General features: G+C 60.7%; 8 protein-coding genes and 1 tRNA gene. 3 read left to right on the top strand and 6 right to left on the bottom strand.

Going from position 1 to position 15,453, the window contains the following annotated elements; all coding sequences use genetic code 11:
- Positions 1-94 precede the first annotated feature (94 nt).
- A complete protein-coding gene (locus JWZ97_RS04970; RefSeq protein WP_205433706.1) occupies positions 95-1,660 on the bottom strand; it encodes an FAD-binding protein in 1,566 nt (521 codons plus the stop codon).
- 66 nt (positions 1,661-1,726) lie between these two features.
- Positions 1,727-3,340: a cytochrome P450 gene (locus JWZ97_RS04965; protein WP_205433705.1), complete on the bottom strand. Its 1,614-nt coding sequence runs from the start codon at positions 3,338-3,340 to the stop codon at positions 1,727-1,729.
- 130 nt (positions 3,341-3,470) lie between these two features.
- On the opposite strand from JWZ97_RS04965, the gene JWZ97_RS04960 reads away from it, so the two are divergent.
- From JWZ97_RS04960 to JWZ97_RS04950, 3 genes are all read left to right on the top strand, one after another.
- The gene (locus JWZ97_RS04960) at positions 3,471-4,073 is read left to right on the top strand and encodes a nuclear transport factor 2 family protein (protein ID WP_205433704.1); all 603 of its coding nucleotides are present in this window, start codon (positions 3,471-3,473) and stop codon (positions 4,071-4,073) included.
- A 302-nt stretch (positions 4,074-4,375) separates the two neighbouring features.
- Entirely contained in the window at positions 4,376-6,403 is a 2,028-nt protein-coding gene (locus JWZ97_RS04955) for a 2,3-oxidosqualene cyclase (protein ID WP_240342489.1), read from the top strand.
- A 76-nt stretch (positions 6,404-6,479) separates the two neighbouring features.
- Positions 6,480-7,841, top strand: coding sequence for an NAD(P)/FAD-dependent oxidoreductase (locus JWZ97_RS04950; protein ID WP_205433703.1), 1,362 nt, complete (start codon positions 6,480-6,482; stop codon positions 7,839-7,841).
- 236 nt (positions 7,842-8,077) lie between these two features.
- On the opposite strand, the gene JWZ97_RS04945 is transcribed toward JWZ97_RS04950, so the two are convergent.
- The 4 genes from JWZ97_RS04945 to JWZ97_RS04930 form a co-directional block, all read right to left on the bottom strand.
- Positions 8,078-8,162 (bottom strand) — tRNA-Leu (locus tag JWZ97_RS04945).
- 125 nt (positions 8,163-8,287) lie between these two features.
- A complete protein-coding gene (locus JWZ97_RS04940) occupies positions 8,288-10,885 on the bottom strand; it encodes an EAL domain-containing protein (RefSeq protein ID WP_205433702.1) in 2,598 nt (865 codons plus the stop codon).
- 44 nt (positions 10,886-10,929) lie between these two features.
- The gene (locus tag JWZ97_RS04935; protein ID WP_205433701.1) at positions 10,930-11,721 is read right to left on the bottom strand and encodes a hypothetical protein; all 792 of its coding nucleotides are present in this window, start codon (positions 11,719-11,721) and stop codon (positions 10,930-10,932) included.
- Between the two features lie 49 nt (positions 11,722-11,770).
- Positions 11,771-15,196 carry a FecR domain-containing protein gene (locus tag JWZ97_RS04930; RefSeq protein WP_205433700.1) on the bottom strand — a complete coding sequence of 1,142 codons (3,426 nt, stop codon included), beginning with the start codon at positions 15,194-15,196 and terminating at the stop codon, positions 11,771-11,773.
- Positions 15,197-15,453: the final 257 nt, after the last annotated feature.

The raw sequence follows: 15,453 nt of genomic DNA, 5'->3' as shown, positions 1-15,453 counted from the left end.
TGAGACCTATCACCGCTGCTTGGATCGGTGACGCCATGCTCCGGTTCCGCGTTGCAGCAGGCCTGGCCGCGGAGCGCCGCTCGGGCGACCGGGGTCAATTACGCACTTTCAGTTTCCTGATCTCGGCCGGCGCGGCTCTTCCTTGCGACGATACCTTGTCGTAGACCTCATCGTAGGCCTGCCTGCAATAAGGCAGTTGCTCCCTCAACCGGTCATAGTCCTTGTGATCGAACATGGTTCTGAAGTCCTCCCGGCTCAGGGTCGTTTGCGCGTACAAGGCCTGATAGCCGTGGTTCTCGATCACGAATTTTTCGAGCAAGGGCAAGGCGGCCCGATTGTCGAAATCCGCTTTGCGTGGCACCCCGTAGACGCCGATATCGACGAATAATTCGTCCACGGCGCCGTCCTCGTCCCGGTAGGGATGTATGAAGCCGAGTTGCCGCTCGTTGTCGTAAACCGCCATGGGCGACAGCCACAAGGGATAAATGGCGTAATGCTCGGCGAAGTATTGGAGTGATTTTTTTAGATGCCGTATGGGCATCAGCATGTCCTGGACGACGTGCAGCCTTTCCCTCAGCCGCCGGGTCGTCTCGGTTTCCGTGTACTTCAGCAGTGCGATGCTCGGCGGCAAGGCCCAGCCCAAAAGAGCTCGGTACAAGGGATGATTGCCGAAGGGTATGATTTCCTCCATCGCCCAGAAGTAGCTGCGCGTGTGCCGATGCAAATAATCCCGCAAGGGCAGGTATTCGATACCGCTGCGGCGCTCCCTGAGATAGCTTGCGGCGTGGCGGTAGAACCAGGGCTTGAACCATCGCCCCAAGGCATTGATCGGCCCATCGGACGCGGGTTCGTCGATCAGGGTGCCGCGTAGGATGACCGCAGTATCCTGGCTGTATACCAGGCCTTCGACGAAATCGTATTGCCCGGGTTCTCTGCACGATTTCTCGAAGACATCCACCATCTCGGCCAGCGTATAGACCGGTTGATAGTGGAGCCTGACGTATTGACGCGCCGGGATGATTTTCAACTCGGCAGCCACCAGGAAACCCAAGGTCCCGTGGCTCCAGGGAATCAGATAATAAAGCTCGGCATTCTCCGTTTTGCTGCACCGGAGCAGCTTGCCTTCGGCCGTGACGATTTCGAAGGACTCGCAGATATGCTGTATCAGTCCGTATTTGTGGCTGCTGGTTTCCACCCCGAAACCCATGATCAGCCCGCCCACCGTCAAGTCGTCCAGTTCCGGCACAACCGGCAGTATCCAACCTTGCGGAATCAGGCTGCGCGAGAGTTGTCCCATGGAAACCTGGGGCTCCACCCTGATCGTGCCGCGCTGCTCGTCCAGTTCGAGGATGTCGTACATCCCCAAGGCTATCCGGTGGTGGGTGAGCTTGTATTTCGGCACCAGTTCGCTCATGGATTTCCAGCCCGATCGCGCCGTACACAATTTTTCCCGGCAGCCTTGATCCTGCCAATCCTTGATTTGCCGTACCACTTTCGCGACCCGGCGCGCGTGTTGGCTCGGCGCGCGCCCGAAGCGCCAGGCCAGTTGGCGGCGGACCGTCCTGTACGCGTCGTACACAGCCGAAACCGGCAGCAGGACGATGGTGGCGAACAAGCCGCGGTGATGGGTGAGGATGTATTCAAACCAGTTCGATGTCATCGCGATCTCCCGTTTCACTCAAGGCCGGCCGGGCCCTCCATGGGCCCCCTGCCCTGCCGAAGCCGCTCAGTCCTTGCCGACGATGCTGATAGCCCGCGCTGGACAGAATTTCTCGGCCGATCTTGCCTTTTCGAGGAGCTCCGACGGGATGTCTTCGCCTGCCGGCAGCGTGAGCCGGCCTTTTTCGTCGACCAGGAATAGCTCCGGGGCTTCCGCCGCGCAGTTTCCATGGCCCTTGCAAAGATCCCAGTCGACTTGCACACGGAATGTCCGATCGCCCTTTTCCGGCCGAAGCGCTTGCTCATCGAACTTGCCGGCCGCGGCGCGCAGGTCCTGCCGTTTGCGGTAGCGGATGGTGCAGGGCGAAGCCGGCTCGATCACCATTTTCTGGTAGTCGTCGCGGTAGCTGTCCGACGGCAAGGCCAGCTCGAATTCGTAGCGCCGCAGCAAGACGCAGAAAATCGCCTTGATCTGGAACAGGGCGAAGGCGTTGCCTGAGCATTTGTGCCGTCCGCCGCCGAAGGCCTGCCAACCGTATAGATTCTTGTCCTCGCCACGCTCCTCGGTATAGCGGTCGGGATCGAAGGCCGTGGGGTTGGGAAAGAGTTCGCCGATGCGGTGGGTGACCGAAGGCGCCGCGCAGACGAACTTGCCGGCCTTGATGACAGAGTCCTTGACCCGGAAATCCTGCATCACCTTGCGCATCAGGATGATCAGCGGCGGATGCAAACGCAGCACTTCCTTGATGGCGTTCTCCAGCTTGGGTAGTTGGCGCAGGGATTCGAAACTGACCTCGCCGTCGGGTCCGAAGCGTTCGTCGATTTCCGCCTGCACCGCTCTCAGGCGTTCCGGATGGCGCAGCAATTCGATCAACACCCAGGCGGTGGTTCCGGAACTGGTGTGATGACCGGCGAAGACGGCGGCGATGAGCATACCGGTGATTTCGTGGGCGCTGAGTTTGCTGCCGTCTTCGTAGCGGGCATCGATGAGCGCTTGGAACACATTGGCCTTGTTGTCCGTCTGCCCTGCCCGCTTCTCCATGATGTTCGTGACCAGTTCCACGAGGCGCACGCGCGCCTTGTCGCGGCGGCGGAATACCGGCAGGGGCAGATAGGGAAACACATAGGCGATGGGCTGGATGCCTTGCTCCAGGTCGTGATAGATGTCTACGAACCGGGCGTTCAGCTCGTAGCGGAACTCGGGACCGAGCAGGCAATGGCTGGAGGTGTAGAGGGTCAGCTCCTTGGTGAATTCCAGGAGATCGATTTCGCCTTCCCCGCCCCAGTTCCCGATCAGGCTTTCCACTTCACGGACGATGATGTCGGAATAGGTCCGCATGGACTTGTCGCGCAAGGCCGGCATCAGCATCTGCAGTTGTTCGTTCTTGCGCCGTATGGGCGCGTCGAACACCACCCCCTCGCCGAAGATCGGCGTCATGATCTTGTAGGCCGGGCCCTGATCGAGCACCTCGTCGGGCGCGCGATAAAACGCTTCGCTGGCCTCGGCGCCGGTCAGCAACACCATGTCCTGATGGAATAGCTTGAATTCGGCGACATCGCCCAGTTCCTCGCGCAGCCGCATCATGAAGGCGTGGGGGTTCTTGCCGAAACCGAGGATATGTCCGACCAGCGGCAGCGCGCCGGGCAGTCTGGGCGGTTGCTTGAAATTGGTGAGGGCCATGCGGTGTGTTCGCTCCCCGGCGAAGTCATCCGCCGACTGAAAAGGTTATGATGATGCTGCGTCGAAGCACTCATGAGAACATCTTTTCTCGCAGCCTTAAACCTCTCCCGCAACAAACCCAGGAATCCCCATGCCCGCTTATCCCCGAGCCGAACTGCAGGAAATGATCGATCGCTGGCTCGCCGCCAACCGCAGGGCCGAGACGGAAGGCGACTGGATCAAGCACCTCGGTCCCATGTATGCCGAAGATGCCGAATACTCCTGGAACATGGGTCCCAACCGGGAATTCATCGCGCGGAGCAGGAAGGAGATCGAAGACTGGGCTTTGGGAACCCACATGGAAGGTTTCGAGAAATGGCGCTACCCCTACGAGAAGATACTAATCGACGAGGAACAGGGCGAAGTGATCGGCATCTGGCGGCAGGTCGCGCCGGTGAAGCGAGCCGACGGCAGTGATTACGAGGTCGCGGGCGTCGGCGGTTCCTGGTTCCGTTATGGCGGCGACTACCGGTGGCAGTGGCAGCGGGACTTTTTCGACCTGGGCAACGTTAAGTCGATGTTCATGGAATTGGCCGCCGACGACAAACTGGAGCCGCCCGTCAAACACCGGCTCGCCAGGCTCGCACGAGGCCAGCAACTGCCCGGCGTCTACCCGATACATGCCAAGCTCGGCTTGGCTCGTCAACTCAAAGGCCTCCTCGCCATGTTGCGCATCGTTCTGCTGGGGAAGTAAGGAGGCCAGTCGGACCCGACAAGGCATGCGAAGCTGGACGGCGCGACGAGGTTCCCACAAAATGGCGCCATCTTGGCGGAAAAAGGGCTGCTACTCCTTAGCGGACCATCCCAGCTGGACGTATGCCGCGTCGAGGCCGGCGCAGATACCCTCTTTGGCCGCCGGCATGGGCGGCCCGCATGACAGTGAGCTGATTGCCTAAGCGACCGGCCTTCCTGCCGCCATTTCGTTCCGCATGCGTCCGGGCACATCCGGCGCAGCGGTTTGTTCAAACACCGCTGAGCTATCGATCGACGCGTCCCTTGAAACCCCAAGAAAATATTGCTTACGGCGGAAACCGCAATCCAGCGCCCGCCGATCGGGACGCGCAGACATCCAGCGAACGGGCTTTGCTCCACCTTATCGGTCTGCAGCGTGCCGGCGGTGATTGGGAAGGGGAAATGGTGTGGTGCACCATGATCCTGGCCCAGGCGGTCATCGCCCGCACGGTGGTTGGCCGGCCCTATGGCGAAGCCGAGAAAGCGGGCATCCTCAAGCATTTCCGGTACTACCAAAGGCCGGATGGTTCTTGGGGCATGCACCCCGAATCGCCCGGCTATGTCTTTTTCACCACCCTGGCCTATGTGGCGCTGCGGCTGCTGGGTACGCCGTCCGATGAGCCGATGCTGGCCCGGACCCGGGATTGGCTGCATTCCCAACCCGGCGGAGTGAAAGGCATCCCCAGTTGGGGCAAGTTCTGGCTGGCCATGCTGGGACTTTATGAATACGAGGGACTCAACGGCATCCCTCCAGAGATATTCCTGTTGCCCGAGTGGCTGCCTTTCCATCCCCGCCGCTATTACTGCCACACCCGTCAGATCTACTTGGGCCTTGCCTTCCTTTACGGCAAGCGTTTTAAAGCGACCTTGCCAGATGGTTTGCGCGATTCCCTACGCGGGGAACTCTACCCGGAAGCTTATGTAGCTATCGATTTCCCGGCGCTGCGCAACTTCATCGCGCCGGGGGATGTGTATGTCCCCGTCAGTGTCTGGCTGCGCCTGGCCTACCGCTTGCTGTCGGCCTACGAGAAAGTCCATAGTACCGCATTGCGCGAGAAAGCCCTCGGCGTCTGCCTGGAGCGCATCGTCTACGAACAGCGGATCAGCCGTTATCAGGGCGTCTCGCCGGTCAGCGGACTGCTCAACTGCCTCGCCCTGTACGCCCACGACCCCCACCACCCGGATTTGGGACCCAGCCTGGACGGCGTCGAAGCCTGGCGCTGGGAGGACGAGGAAGAAGGAATCCGCTATGTCGGTGCCCGTTCCAACACCTGGGATACCGCGTTCGCCATTCAGGCCCTCGTTGAATCGCCGGCGCCCGTCGCAGGCTCGGAACTCGCGCTGGAAAAGGCCCAGGCATTTCTCAAGTCTGCGCAAATGACGGAGGAACTGCCCGGTGGCCGCGCGGCTTGGCGCGATATCGCCCTCGGCGGCTGGTGTTTTTCCGACGGGCAACATCGATGGCCCGTGAGCGACTGTGCGGCCGAGGCGCTGAGTGCACTGCTCGCGATCGCGGATCATCCGGGCTACGCCGCCGCGGTGGCACCCGAACGCTTGAGTCTGGCCGTGGATTTCATCCTGTCGCGGCAAAACCGCGACGGCGGCTTCGGCACCTACGAGCGCCGGCGCGGCGGCAAACTACTGGAGTTCATCAATCCGTCGGAGATGTTCGGCCAGTGCATGACCGAACTTTCCTACATCGAATGTACCGGTTCGGCACTCGGGGCGCTGGCCCATTACCGCAAACACCATCCGGACCGGTCAGACGGAAGCATCGATAGCGCGATAGAGCGGGCCGTCGCTTTTCTGCGTGGCGGCCAGTTGGACGATGGATCCTTTCCGGGCTTCTGGGGCATCAATTACACCTATGCCATCTTCCACGTCGCCAAAGGATTACGCATGGCCGGCATTCCGGCGGCGGACTCGGCCCTGCAAAGCGCCGCCCGCTGGCTTATAGCCAAGCAGCGCGGCGACGGCGGCTGGGGCGAGCATTACACCGGTTGTCTCGAAGCTCGCTATGTGGAACACGGCGAGAGCCAGGTCGTCATGACCAGTTGGGCACTGCTGGCCCTGTTGGACATCCTGCCGCCCGACCTGGACGAAATTCGACGCGGCATTCGGTGGTTGATGAGCCGCCAGCAGGCGGATGGCGGTTGGCCCCGGCAGGCGGTCAACGGCGTCTTTTTCGGCGCTGCCATGCTGGATTACCGCCTCTATCACACTTATTTTCCGGCATGGGCGATGGCTCGCTATGCCCGACTGGTCGGTGCGTCTCAGGACGGCCGTGAATGAATCGGAAGGTCCTGGGCGGCATCCCCCGCCTTGGGCCGCATTCCCTCACTAAGGGCATGGGATTATGCAAGAGCACATGAATGACCGGAACAACGTGGACGTCTTGATCGCCGGCGGCGGAGTGGCCGGAGTGGCTGCCGCCGCGGCACTTTCGCAACTGGGGCTGCATGTCCTCATCGTCGAGCCCCTGCCCGCACAGGGCCGGCGCCTGGCGGGCGAACTGATCCACCCTCCGGGCATCGAGGGTCTGCGCGAACTGGGCCTGTTGGACGACGAACTGGGTGCCGTGGTCAAGGGCTTCGCCATCTTCCCGGGCGTGTTCAGGGACGATCCGAACCCTATGCTGCTGCCTTACGCCTCGAGCGGCGACACCGACCATTGCGGCCGGGCTATCGAGCACCAGGTTCTGAAGGAGCATCTGCTGGACAAGGCCCGCCGCCTGCCGGGTGTCGACTCGTGGCTCGGTGCGCGGGTCACCGGGATGGAAGGCGGGGCCGACCGGCCATTTACCGCGCTGGTGCAATACGAAGGCCGCGAACAGCGCGTGAGCGCGCGCTTGATCCTGGGGGCCGACGGCCCTATGTCGCAGGTGAGGAAGATGGTCGGCATCGGTCACCGGACCCAACGCTATTCGGGGATGATGGGGGTGGAGGTCGAGGACACCCATCTGCCCCATGCGGAGTACGGCAACATTTTTCTAAATCCGGCCGGCGTCGCCTACGCCTACGGCATCGGCGGCGGACGGGCGAGAGTCATGCTCGAGGTACTCAAAGATGCCGATTCCAGGGAATCCATCCGGTCCCACCTGAGCTTCTTCCCGGAGGTCTTTTGCAAGGACATAGAGCGGGTCCTGGCCGCGGGCAAACCCCTGGCGGCAGCCAATTACTGCATCATTCCGGAAGCCAGCGTCAGAGGCAATTTCGCATTGATAGGCGACGCACGCGGCTGCTGCCATCCGCTCACCGCCTCCGGCATCACCGCCGCCGTGAAGGATGCGTTGATCCTGAGGGACGCGCTGCGCGAGAGCCGACTCGACGTGCGTGCCGCGCTGCAGCGTTATTCCCGCGTTTGCGGACGATTGGAACTGACCCGAAGGACCCTGGCGGAAGAACTGCGCGAGGCCTTCCTGGCGCAGACCCCCGAGGATCTGCTGCTGCACCAGTGCATTTTTTCTTACTGGCGCACCAGCCCCCAGGGACGTGTGCGTTCTATGGCCCTGCTGTCCACCCTCGACAGCAGCATCTTCTCGCTAGCGGCGCAATACACCATGGTGGCGCTGCATGCTTTTCGCCTGTTGCCTCGCTGGCTTCGCCGTAAGGCCCTGGGCAACTGGAACCGAGGAATGCTCAAGCTATTGCTCAAGAGCCTCGTCTTCCAACAAACGGCCATCAGCCAATGGTTCAAGGAGCATTACGCGAAGCTCGGAGCACCTGGATGATTCCCCGGAATCGCAAAGACCGGGCCTGCTGCGCCAAGACTTGCAACTTCCCGGTTGCACATGCCTCCACCGGAGGCCAGCCTACCGGTTATGCGCTTGGGATGACAAACCCCGACGCCTCGTAGCTAGGGACTTCGGAGGCCAGAATCCGGGCTTTGAGGGGCGTTGGGCAACAAAAAACCCGCTAAGACTTAACATCCTAGCGGGTTTCAGCTCGTCTTAGACAGACTGGAATTTGGTGCCGAGGAGAGGACTTGAACCTCCACGAGTCGCCTCACATGTACCTGAAACATGCGTGTCTACCAATTTCACCACCTCGGCAGAGAGTGTGTGACGCTGTACCCTGACAGCACGAGCATTATGCTGGCAGCAACTAAGCATGTCAAGCGTTATCCACCCGATATCGGCGATGACCCGATGACTCGTCCAGCGGACGCCGACGAAGTCTAGCTATGCCCGGGGGTCTTCAGCCTTGTGACCACACCGGACCCGACCGCCTCATCGCCCACTGAAGACGGCAAATCCCGCATCATGCCAAATGGCCTGGGCTCGCCCAAGGCATAGCCCTGAGCGTAGTCGACGCCAATTTCCTTCAGCATGCTGATTATGCTTTGGGACTCTACAAATTCCGCTATCGTTTTGATGCCCATGACATGGCCGACGCTATGGATGGCTTCGACCATGGCATGGTTGATGGGGTCGCGAACCATATCTTTTACGAAACACCCATCGATCTTCAAGAAATCGACGGGTAAATCTTTCAGATAGCGAAAGGAACTGAGGCCGCTGCCGAAATCGTCCAAGGCAAAACGGCAACCGCCGGGTTTAAGCGCCGCGAAAAAGCGCCTGGCGTGGCTCAAATTGCTGATCGCCGCGGTTTCCGTGATCTCGAAGCATATCCGATCGAGCGGAACTGCGTGATTTTCGACTTCGTCGGAAACGTACTGAAGAAATTGCGGATCCCCCAGCGACTGGCCGGACAGATTGATCGCCAAGCAAACCGAGTGCGGAACGATACCCGGATCGCAGAGCGCCGCGAACACATTTCTCACGACCCAGCGATCGATCGCCTGCATCTGGTTATAACGCTCGGCCGCGGGAATGAATACAGACGGCGGCGCCAGACTGCCTTCTCGGTTGACCAGCCGCAAGAGTACCTCGCAATGCATCTGGTCCGCCCGGTTAAGGGGGACTATGGGCTGAAAAAACAGCATGAACCGATTCTCGGCCAAGGCTTCCTGTATCCTCGGCACCCATTGCATCTGGCCATGCCGTTGGGCGAGCTCCTGGTCACCGGTCTGGAAAACATGGACCCGGTTGCGGCCCTGCTCCTTGGCCGCGTAGCACGCACTATCGGCGGCCCGCAACACGGAAGCCAGATTGTCGTTGCCGGGCCGGATCGGCACCACGCCTATGCTTACGCCGACGGAAAAGCTCCTGTTTTCCCAGACGAAGCGGAAATTATGCATCGCCGTGCGCAATTTATCGGCAATCACCAGTGACTGATCCGGGACACAATGCTCCAGCAAGACGCCAAACTCGTCGCCGCCCAAACGCGCCAGCGTGTCCCGTTTTTGCACCTCTGGCCCGAGCACCAGACTAATTTGCCGCAGCAACTCGTCGCCAGCGGCATGCCCGCAGGTATCGTTGACGATCTTAAATTGATCCAGATCCAGGTAAAGCAGCGCGTGCGACTCTTCCGCCGTTGCTGTACTCAGCACGCGCTCGAGACGCCGCTCAAACTCCTGGCGGTTGACCAAACCGGTCAGCGGGTCGTGAGACGCCTGATAGCTCAAGCGTTTGGTGGCCTGCCGGATGTCGGTGACATCGCGGCAAACCAATACGGCCCCTCGCACCCTCGCGGCGCGATCGGATATCGGGGCGGCGGAAAGATCTATGGAGCGTTCCGGCCCGTTACCGCCGATCGCCAAGGCGCAATTGGCGACTTCGATGACCGTGCGATCCCTGATGCACTGGGCCACCGGATCTTGTGCCGGGAGGCCCGTGTTCTCATCGATAAAAGCGAAAGTTTCCGCCAGAGTAGAGCCGATCACCCGTTCCTTGGGCCGTCCGGCGAGCATTTCGGCGCTCCGGTTGAGATATTCGATGCGTCCGCTAACGTCGGTCGTGATCACCGCATCGCCGATAGACGCCAATGTGACCTGGATGCGTTCCTTTTCGTGAAACAGGGCCCGTTGCGTCCGCCGTCGCTTGCCGATCTCGGTTTGCAGTTTTGCGACCATGCGTGCCAGTTCAGCCGTTCGCGACGCGACGCTGCGCTCCAGGTGACGCTGCGTTCCGGCAACCTCCGTCGCCATTTGATCGAAAGCCCGTCCCAGATGCGCCACTTCGTCTTTGCCACGCAAGTTGGCGCGCGCGTTGAGATCACCCGCGGCAAATCGGGTCGTCGCCTTGACCAGGAGACCGAGGCGGCGACTGACGAAAAAATGAACCAGAACACCCAGCGTCAGCGCCAAGCTCGCCAACATTGCCACCATTTCGGCCGTGTGCTGCGCGATGGCTCCCCGCGCGCGCGCGAGATCCCTGGCAAGATCCTTTTGCACCACCAGTACGCCCACCCGGTCGGGCCCCAGTACCACTGGATAGGCCCCCACCACATAACGCCCCTCGGCGATAACATGGACCTCTCCCCCCGCCTGCGCTCGCACGCGGTCCAGTAGAATCCCCACGGGTTCGTTGCGAAAAACGGCCAACTGCGTTGCACTCAAGCTATACAAGGGTTGGCCGACCCATTCCCGACTGGTGGCCGCCAGCACTTGCGAGTCGTCTCCGGCCAGCAGCGCTTGCTGGGCTTCGCCCTCGCCCGCGATCAAGGCGATATCGTCCATGATACGGCCTCGGTTCCCCTGGGCCCACGCGTCGCTGACCCGCTTCTGCAGTTCCCCCATGCGATTGATCATGTAGCTTACCGCTTCGCCGCGTACCACCGCTTCTGCGGAGGCCCGGTCGCGGTGCACCGTGTAGGCCGCGAGAGCCGCCGTAAAAGAAATAATCAGAAGCGGGATTCCATAGCGTAGGGACACCACCGGACGCCTCGCCGCCGATTGAACGGTGTCGACCGGCCGGCTTATCGGCTAAAGCACCTCCTGGTCCCGTTGATGACCGTGCAGTAGTAGGAGTCGGGATCCCTGCCGAGTTGCACTTCCACCGGTAGAAACTGCAAATTCCCCTTGGTGCAAGCAGCCGGGGTTCCCGGCGGCACTTCCGTTCCCGTTCTAAGGTTAGGGTCGCAGGCGGTAAAGCTGGCGCCTTCGCAACTGCACGTGGTGACCTGCCAGTTTTGCGTGTTGTCCGCGGGCTCGTCGAACTTGGTCACGATACGTGCCTGGACCGAGGCCGGATCCTGGTCGCACAAACGGACATCGCAGGTGGGCAAAGCGGTGGGCGGCGTCGGGACGAAAGGCCCCGACAATCCATAGCAGAAAGAGACGGCGACGATATTGGCCGGCGCGGTGTCGTCGGTTTCGTTGGTGTCGCTGTACACGCCTGGATTGCTGAAATAGAAGGCATGACCGCCGGCGCTTCCGGCTTCCTTTGCTATGACGAAATTGACCGGCTTGGCCGTGCCTAAACTGGGGTCCGGACCGCTGACGCTCCATACGGCAATCTTTTTGGCATCGTTCGGATCCAATTTGTACGTAAATATCTGCCCATCGGGGCCCGTTACGTGATCGTAACCGCTGGCGTCGGGCACATAGGAAGTGTCCTTGGCCTGCAGCACGGAATTGACCGAAAGCGAACTGCAGGTGGCGTTGCCCTCCACGTCGATGGCGGCGACGCTGTTGCTGGCCAGAACAGGAAAGACCGGCGCCAGCACGAGCAGCGCGAATGCAACTAAACGGTGATGACAGGTTTTCATTTTTGTACACCTCTTGGCTAGTGTGGGGAACGGTGATCTCACGGTTCCGTCAGAAATTGAGGACTATGCGCCCCATAACGATCCGGTCCGGAAAATAAGGCCCGGTGGCGGGCTCATCCCTGAATTCCCGATAGCTGTCGTCCTGATAGCGAAAGCGCGAGTCGAGCAGATTCTTGACCCCGACGCTCACGGCACCCAGTCGCCGTGGCAGGCGATAGCCAAGGTCCGCATCCATCAGGAAGAAACTGTCGTTGCCGGAAATCTGGGGCGCGGTCGCGGCGCGCAACACCCGCTGATGCACGAAGCTGCCGCCAAGCCGGCCGAAAAAGCCGGTCGGGTGGAAATAGCTCAAGGTAACGGGCGCGGACAAGGTTTCGGAAAGCTGAGGGATTTGGCCACTGTCCGTCACGACACCGGGTTCGCTGCGGTAGCGGTCGTACACGAACTGGGCCTTTACCGCCCACCGCTCCTCGGGCGTCCAGAATAGATAGAGGCTGTGAACCTCTTCTCGGCGATCCTCGAGATCGGCGGCTTGGCCGCCGTCCGGAGTGAATTTGAGTACGGGATCGTCGAGATGACGCCAGCTGATTTCGCCGCCCAGGAATAAGCCTCGGGTGAGTCGCCAGTCGAAGCCACCGGCATAACTGGTGGACTTCGTCCCATTGATGTCGTCGATAAACTGGTTGAAGCCGGCGACTTGGGTGGGCTCGATCGTGCGGTTATTAACCAACGCGGGCTTGACCGTGGTGAACGTCGCTGCGCGTAAGCGAAAATCCTCGCTGAGGTCCCACCGAACGCCGAATTTTGGATTGAAATTCGATACCGACACCAGTCCTTCCTGGTAGTCGGCATAGTTGAAACCCAAGGTCCAGGTGATCGGCGACGGAAACCTGAAGTGGCCGTACAAATAGCCGCTCGTATATCGGATTTCTCCTACGGAATCGAAGCTGTTGACGATGGGCTCGGGAAAGGTGGTATCAAAGAATGTCACAGCGCCATCAGCACGCTGAGCGACCAGACTATGCGCGAATCCGGCGACCACATTGAGGCGCTCGCGCTGATAAAGATATTGCCCTTCGTACTGATCACCCACGTCATTCCCTCGTTGGTTGGAGGAAAGCGTGGTGGTGGGATCGATCGGCACCGCGTCCACTTGCTCGCGCTGAGTCCGGTCGCTGTGTATGTAGGAGAACAGGAAATTGGAGTTCTTCTCCGGCGTGTAACGCAGGCCCAAGCGGGTCGTGTCCTGCTCCCGGTGGTTGGTTTTATCACGTAGAAACTCAGCGGGATCGAAATTGAAGGCGAGGTCTCCTTCTTTCGATACCCGACGTCGAAACTCGACCTGAACGTTGAATTCCGGACTAAGCGCTGTCTGGGCAAAAATGTCGTAGACCTGCTGGTTCAAACCATTGTTGGGGCGCCAGCCGTCCGATTGGTAATGGAAAGCGCCGGCGCCGAAAGAAAAGCGGTCATAGAGCGCCGTCACCGAACCTTCCCCGCCATAAGTACCATTGCTCCCCCCGAATCCCGAGGTATCGAGCTTGACGCTATTGCGCTCGAAAAGCGGTGTGAACTCGTTAAAGCCGACCGCGGCGGGCCCGCCAAAACTGATGATGTTCAGATTGGTTTCGGCCAGACTGGGCTGGATCGGATTGAGGTTCACGTCCTGCATGAGCTGGGCTTGCAGCAACTCGCTGACACGCGAGATTTCCCGGCGGCGGACGCCTTGATAGGAATCCGATAAAAAACGGTGCGCGGCCGCGCTGTCGGGCTCCAGATCCAGTGAACGGCCGGCTTCTCGCAGACCCAGCTCGGTGAAGCCCAGATCCCGGTAAGCCCGCGCCAGACTGGCTCCGCGCGCCGCGCGATCCTTATCGAGCAGCAAACGCCCACGATAGACGGCCCGATAGTCATTGCGGTCGATCGAGGCCTGCAGGTCGCGCAAAGCTTCCACCGGCCGGTTCTCGGTCTGTTTGCGGATGCCGTCATATAGATAGGCCGTGGGATCCAGCTCATCCAGCGATTTCGCCAGCTGCAACTGGGTCGCGTCCAGCGGTGCCCGTTTCTCGGTGAAATAGGCCTTGCCCAGATAAGCCCGGAGCAAGGCGCTATTCGAGTCGAGGGCGACGGCGATTTCGATCTCCCTCCGTCCCTCGACCAATTCACCGTCGCTGATTTTGGCTAGACCCAAGCCCAGATGTGCCAAGGGCTCCGCAGAATCGAGCGCGATCGCCCGGGCAAACGATGCCTTGGCTTCGCTACGCCGGAATTCCGCCAAGGCGCTGAACCCCAGAACCAAATGCGCGCGCGCCGAATTTGGCGACAAGGCGACCGCCTTGTGAACGGCCTCCAGCGAGGACCGGCGATTCCCGAGCATAAGATCCAGCTCGCCCAAGCGGGCCCAGGCCAAGGATGCATCGGGATAGGTCCGTACCGCGGCGGACAGTTCGTCGCGTGCGGCCTCGAGTTGGAAATCCGCCTGCAGCGCGTACGACAAGGCGATCTTGGTGGCGACACTGGAAGCGAGCCCATCCGCCCGACGGGCGTCTTCTAGCGCTTGTTTTTTCCGGTTTTGTACAACTGCGATGAGCGCGCGCAAGGCATAGGCGAGAGCGGAATCGCCATCCCGCCGCAGGGCTTCGCGAATATCCGCGGCACTTTCCGCCGCACGCCCTACCGAGAGTTGCAACGCCGCCCTATAGAGGAAGAAACGGCCATCGCGCTCGCTGAGCGGGAGTTGCGCCAGTGTCTTGAACGCCGATGCGGTGTCGCCCACGCCGGCTTGCTCGACAGCCTTAGCTAAGAAAGCCGGCAAATCTTTTGGTAAATGTCCGCCGTGGCCATCGAGAACTGCGAACAAGGGGGGATAGTAGAGCGCCCACTGCACGGCGTCGCGTGGATGAACCACCGTGCGCAACCGGGGCTTGGCACCGTTTTCCGCGACGACCTCGCTTCCCGGCATGGCCATCACTGCGCCCTGCTCATTGGAGACCTGCACGCTCCCTTCCAATACCGACAGGTACGAGCGCTCGTCTTCCGCGCGCACATAGAATTCGGTCCCCTTGATAAGCGCCATCAGACTGCGCGTGATCACCTTCAGCCGCTGGGGCTGGCGGCTGAAAGTGTAAATGGCGCCTTTGCTCAGATCTACCCAGGAAATTTCCTCACTATTGGTGGCGATATTGACCAAACGAACCTGAGTGTCTTGGTCTATGCGCAACACCGTGTTATTGACCAGCAACACCGCCACGCGGCCATTCAAGCCCACTTGTATGGTGTCTCCTTCACAGAGCGGCGCGTCCGGATCCCCTGGATGCCAACTGCCGCCCGCCTCACGCAAAACCTCGACTTCTCCCTCTATGCTGGCAAATCTTCCCGCCGTCTCTTCGCACTGTTCGAGCGCGCTGCCGTCAGGAGCCCAGGCAATAAGCACCGAGGCCAGGAGGAATAGGGGCCCGCAACGAAAAAATCTCATGACAAGATGCTCCAGCAAGTGCCAGATCCGACCGGCGTACGCAAGATGAAAAATCCTGGCGGGTCCCACCTTGATTTAATCCGCAACATCCAAATGCTTGGCTTATAGCGCGGCACTACCTCTGCCCCTAAACGCAGGTCCGCGAGGCGTAGTCCGCAACGGTCACGGAGCATCCCCTCACCAGCCATTCCCGCAGGTTTTCGTCCGCCGACGCCACCCCGGTTAGCGACACCCGGCGCCGGTCGCAAGGATTTTGC

Origin of the sequence: Methylococcus sp. EFPC2 (genome assembly GCF_016925495.1) — a bacterium.
Classification (GTDB): Bacteria; Pseudomonadota; Gammaproteobacteria; order Methylococcales; family Methylococcaceae; genus EFPC2.
Note: the sequence above shows the minus strand (reverse complement) of the source record. Positions and strands in the feature narration are given on the sequence as shown.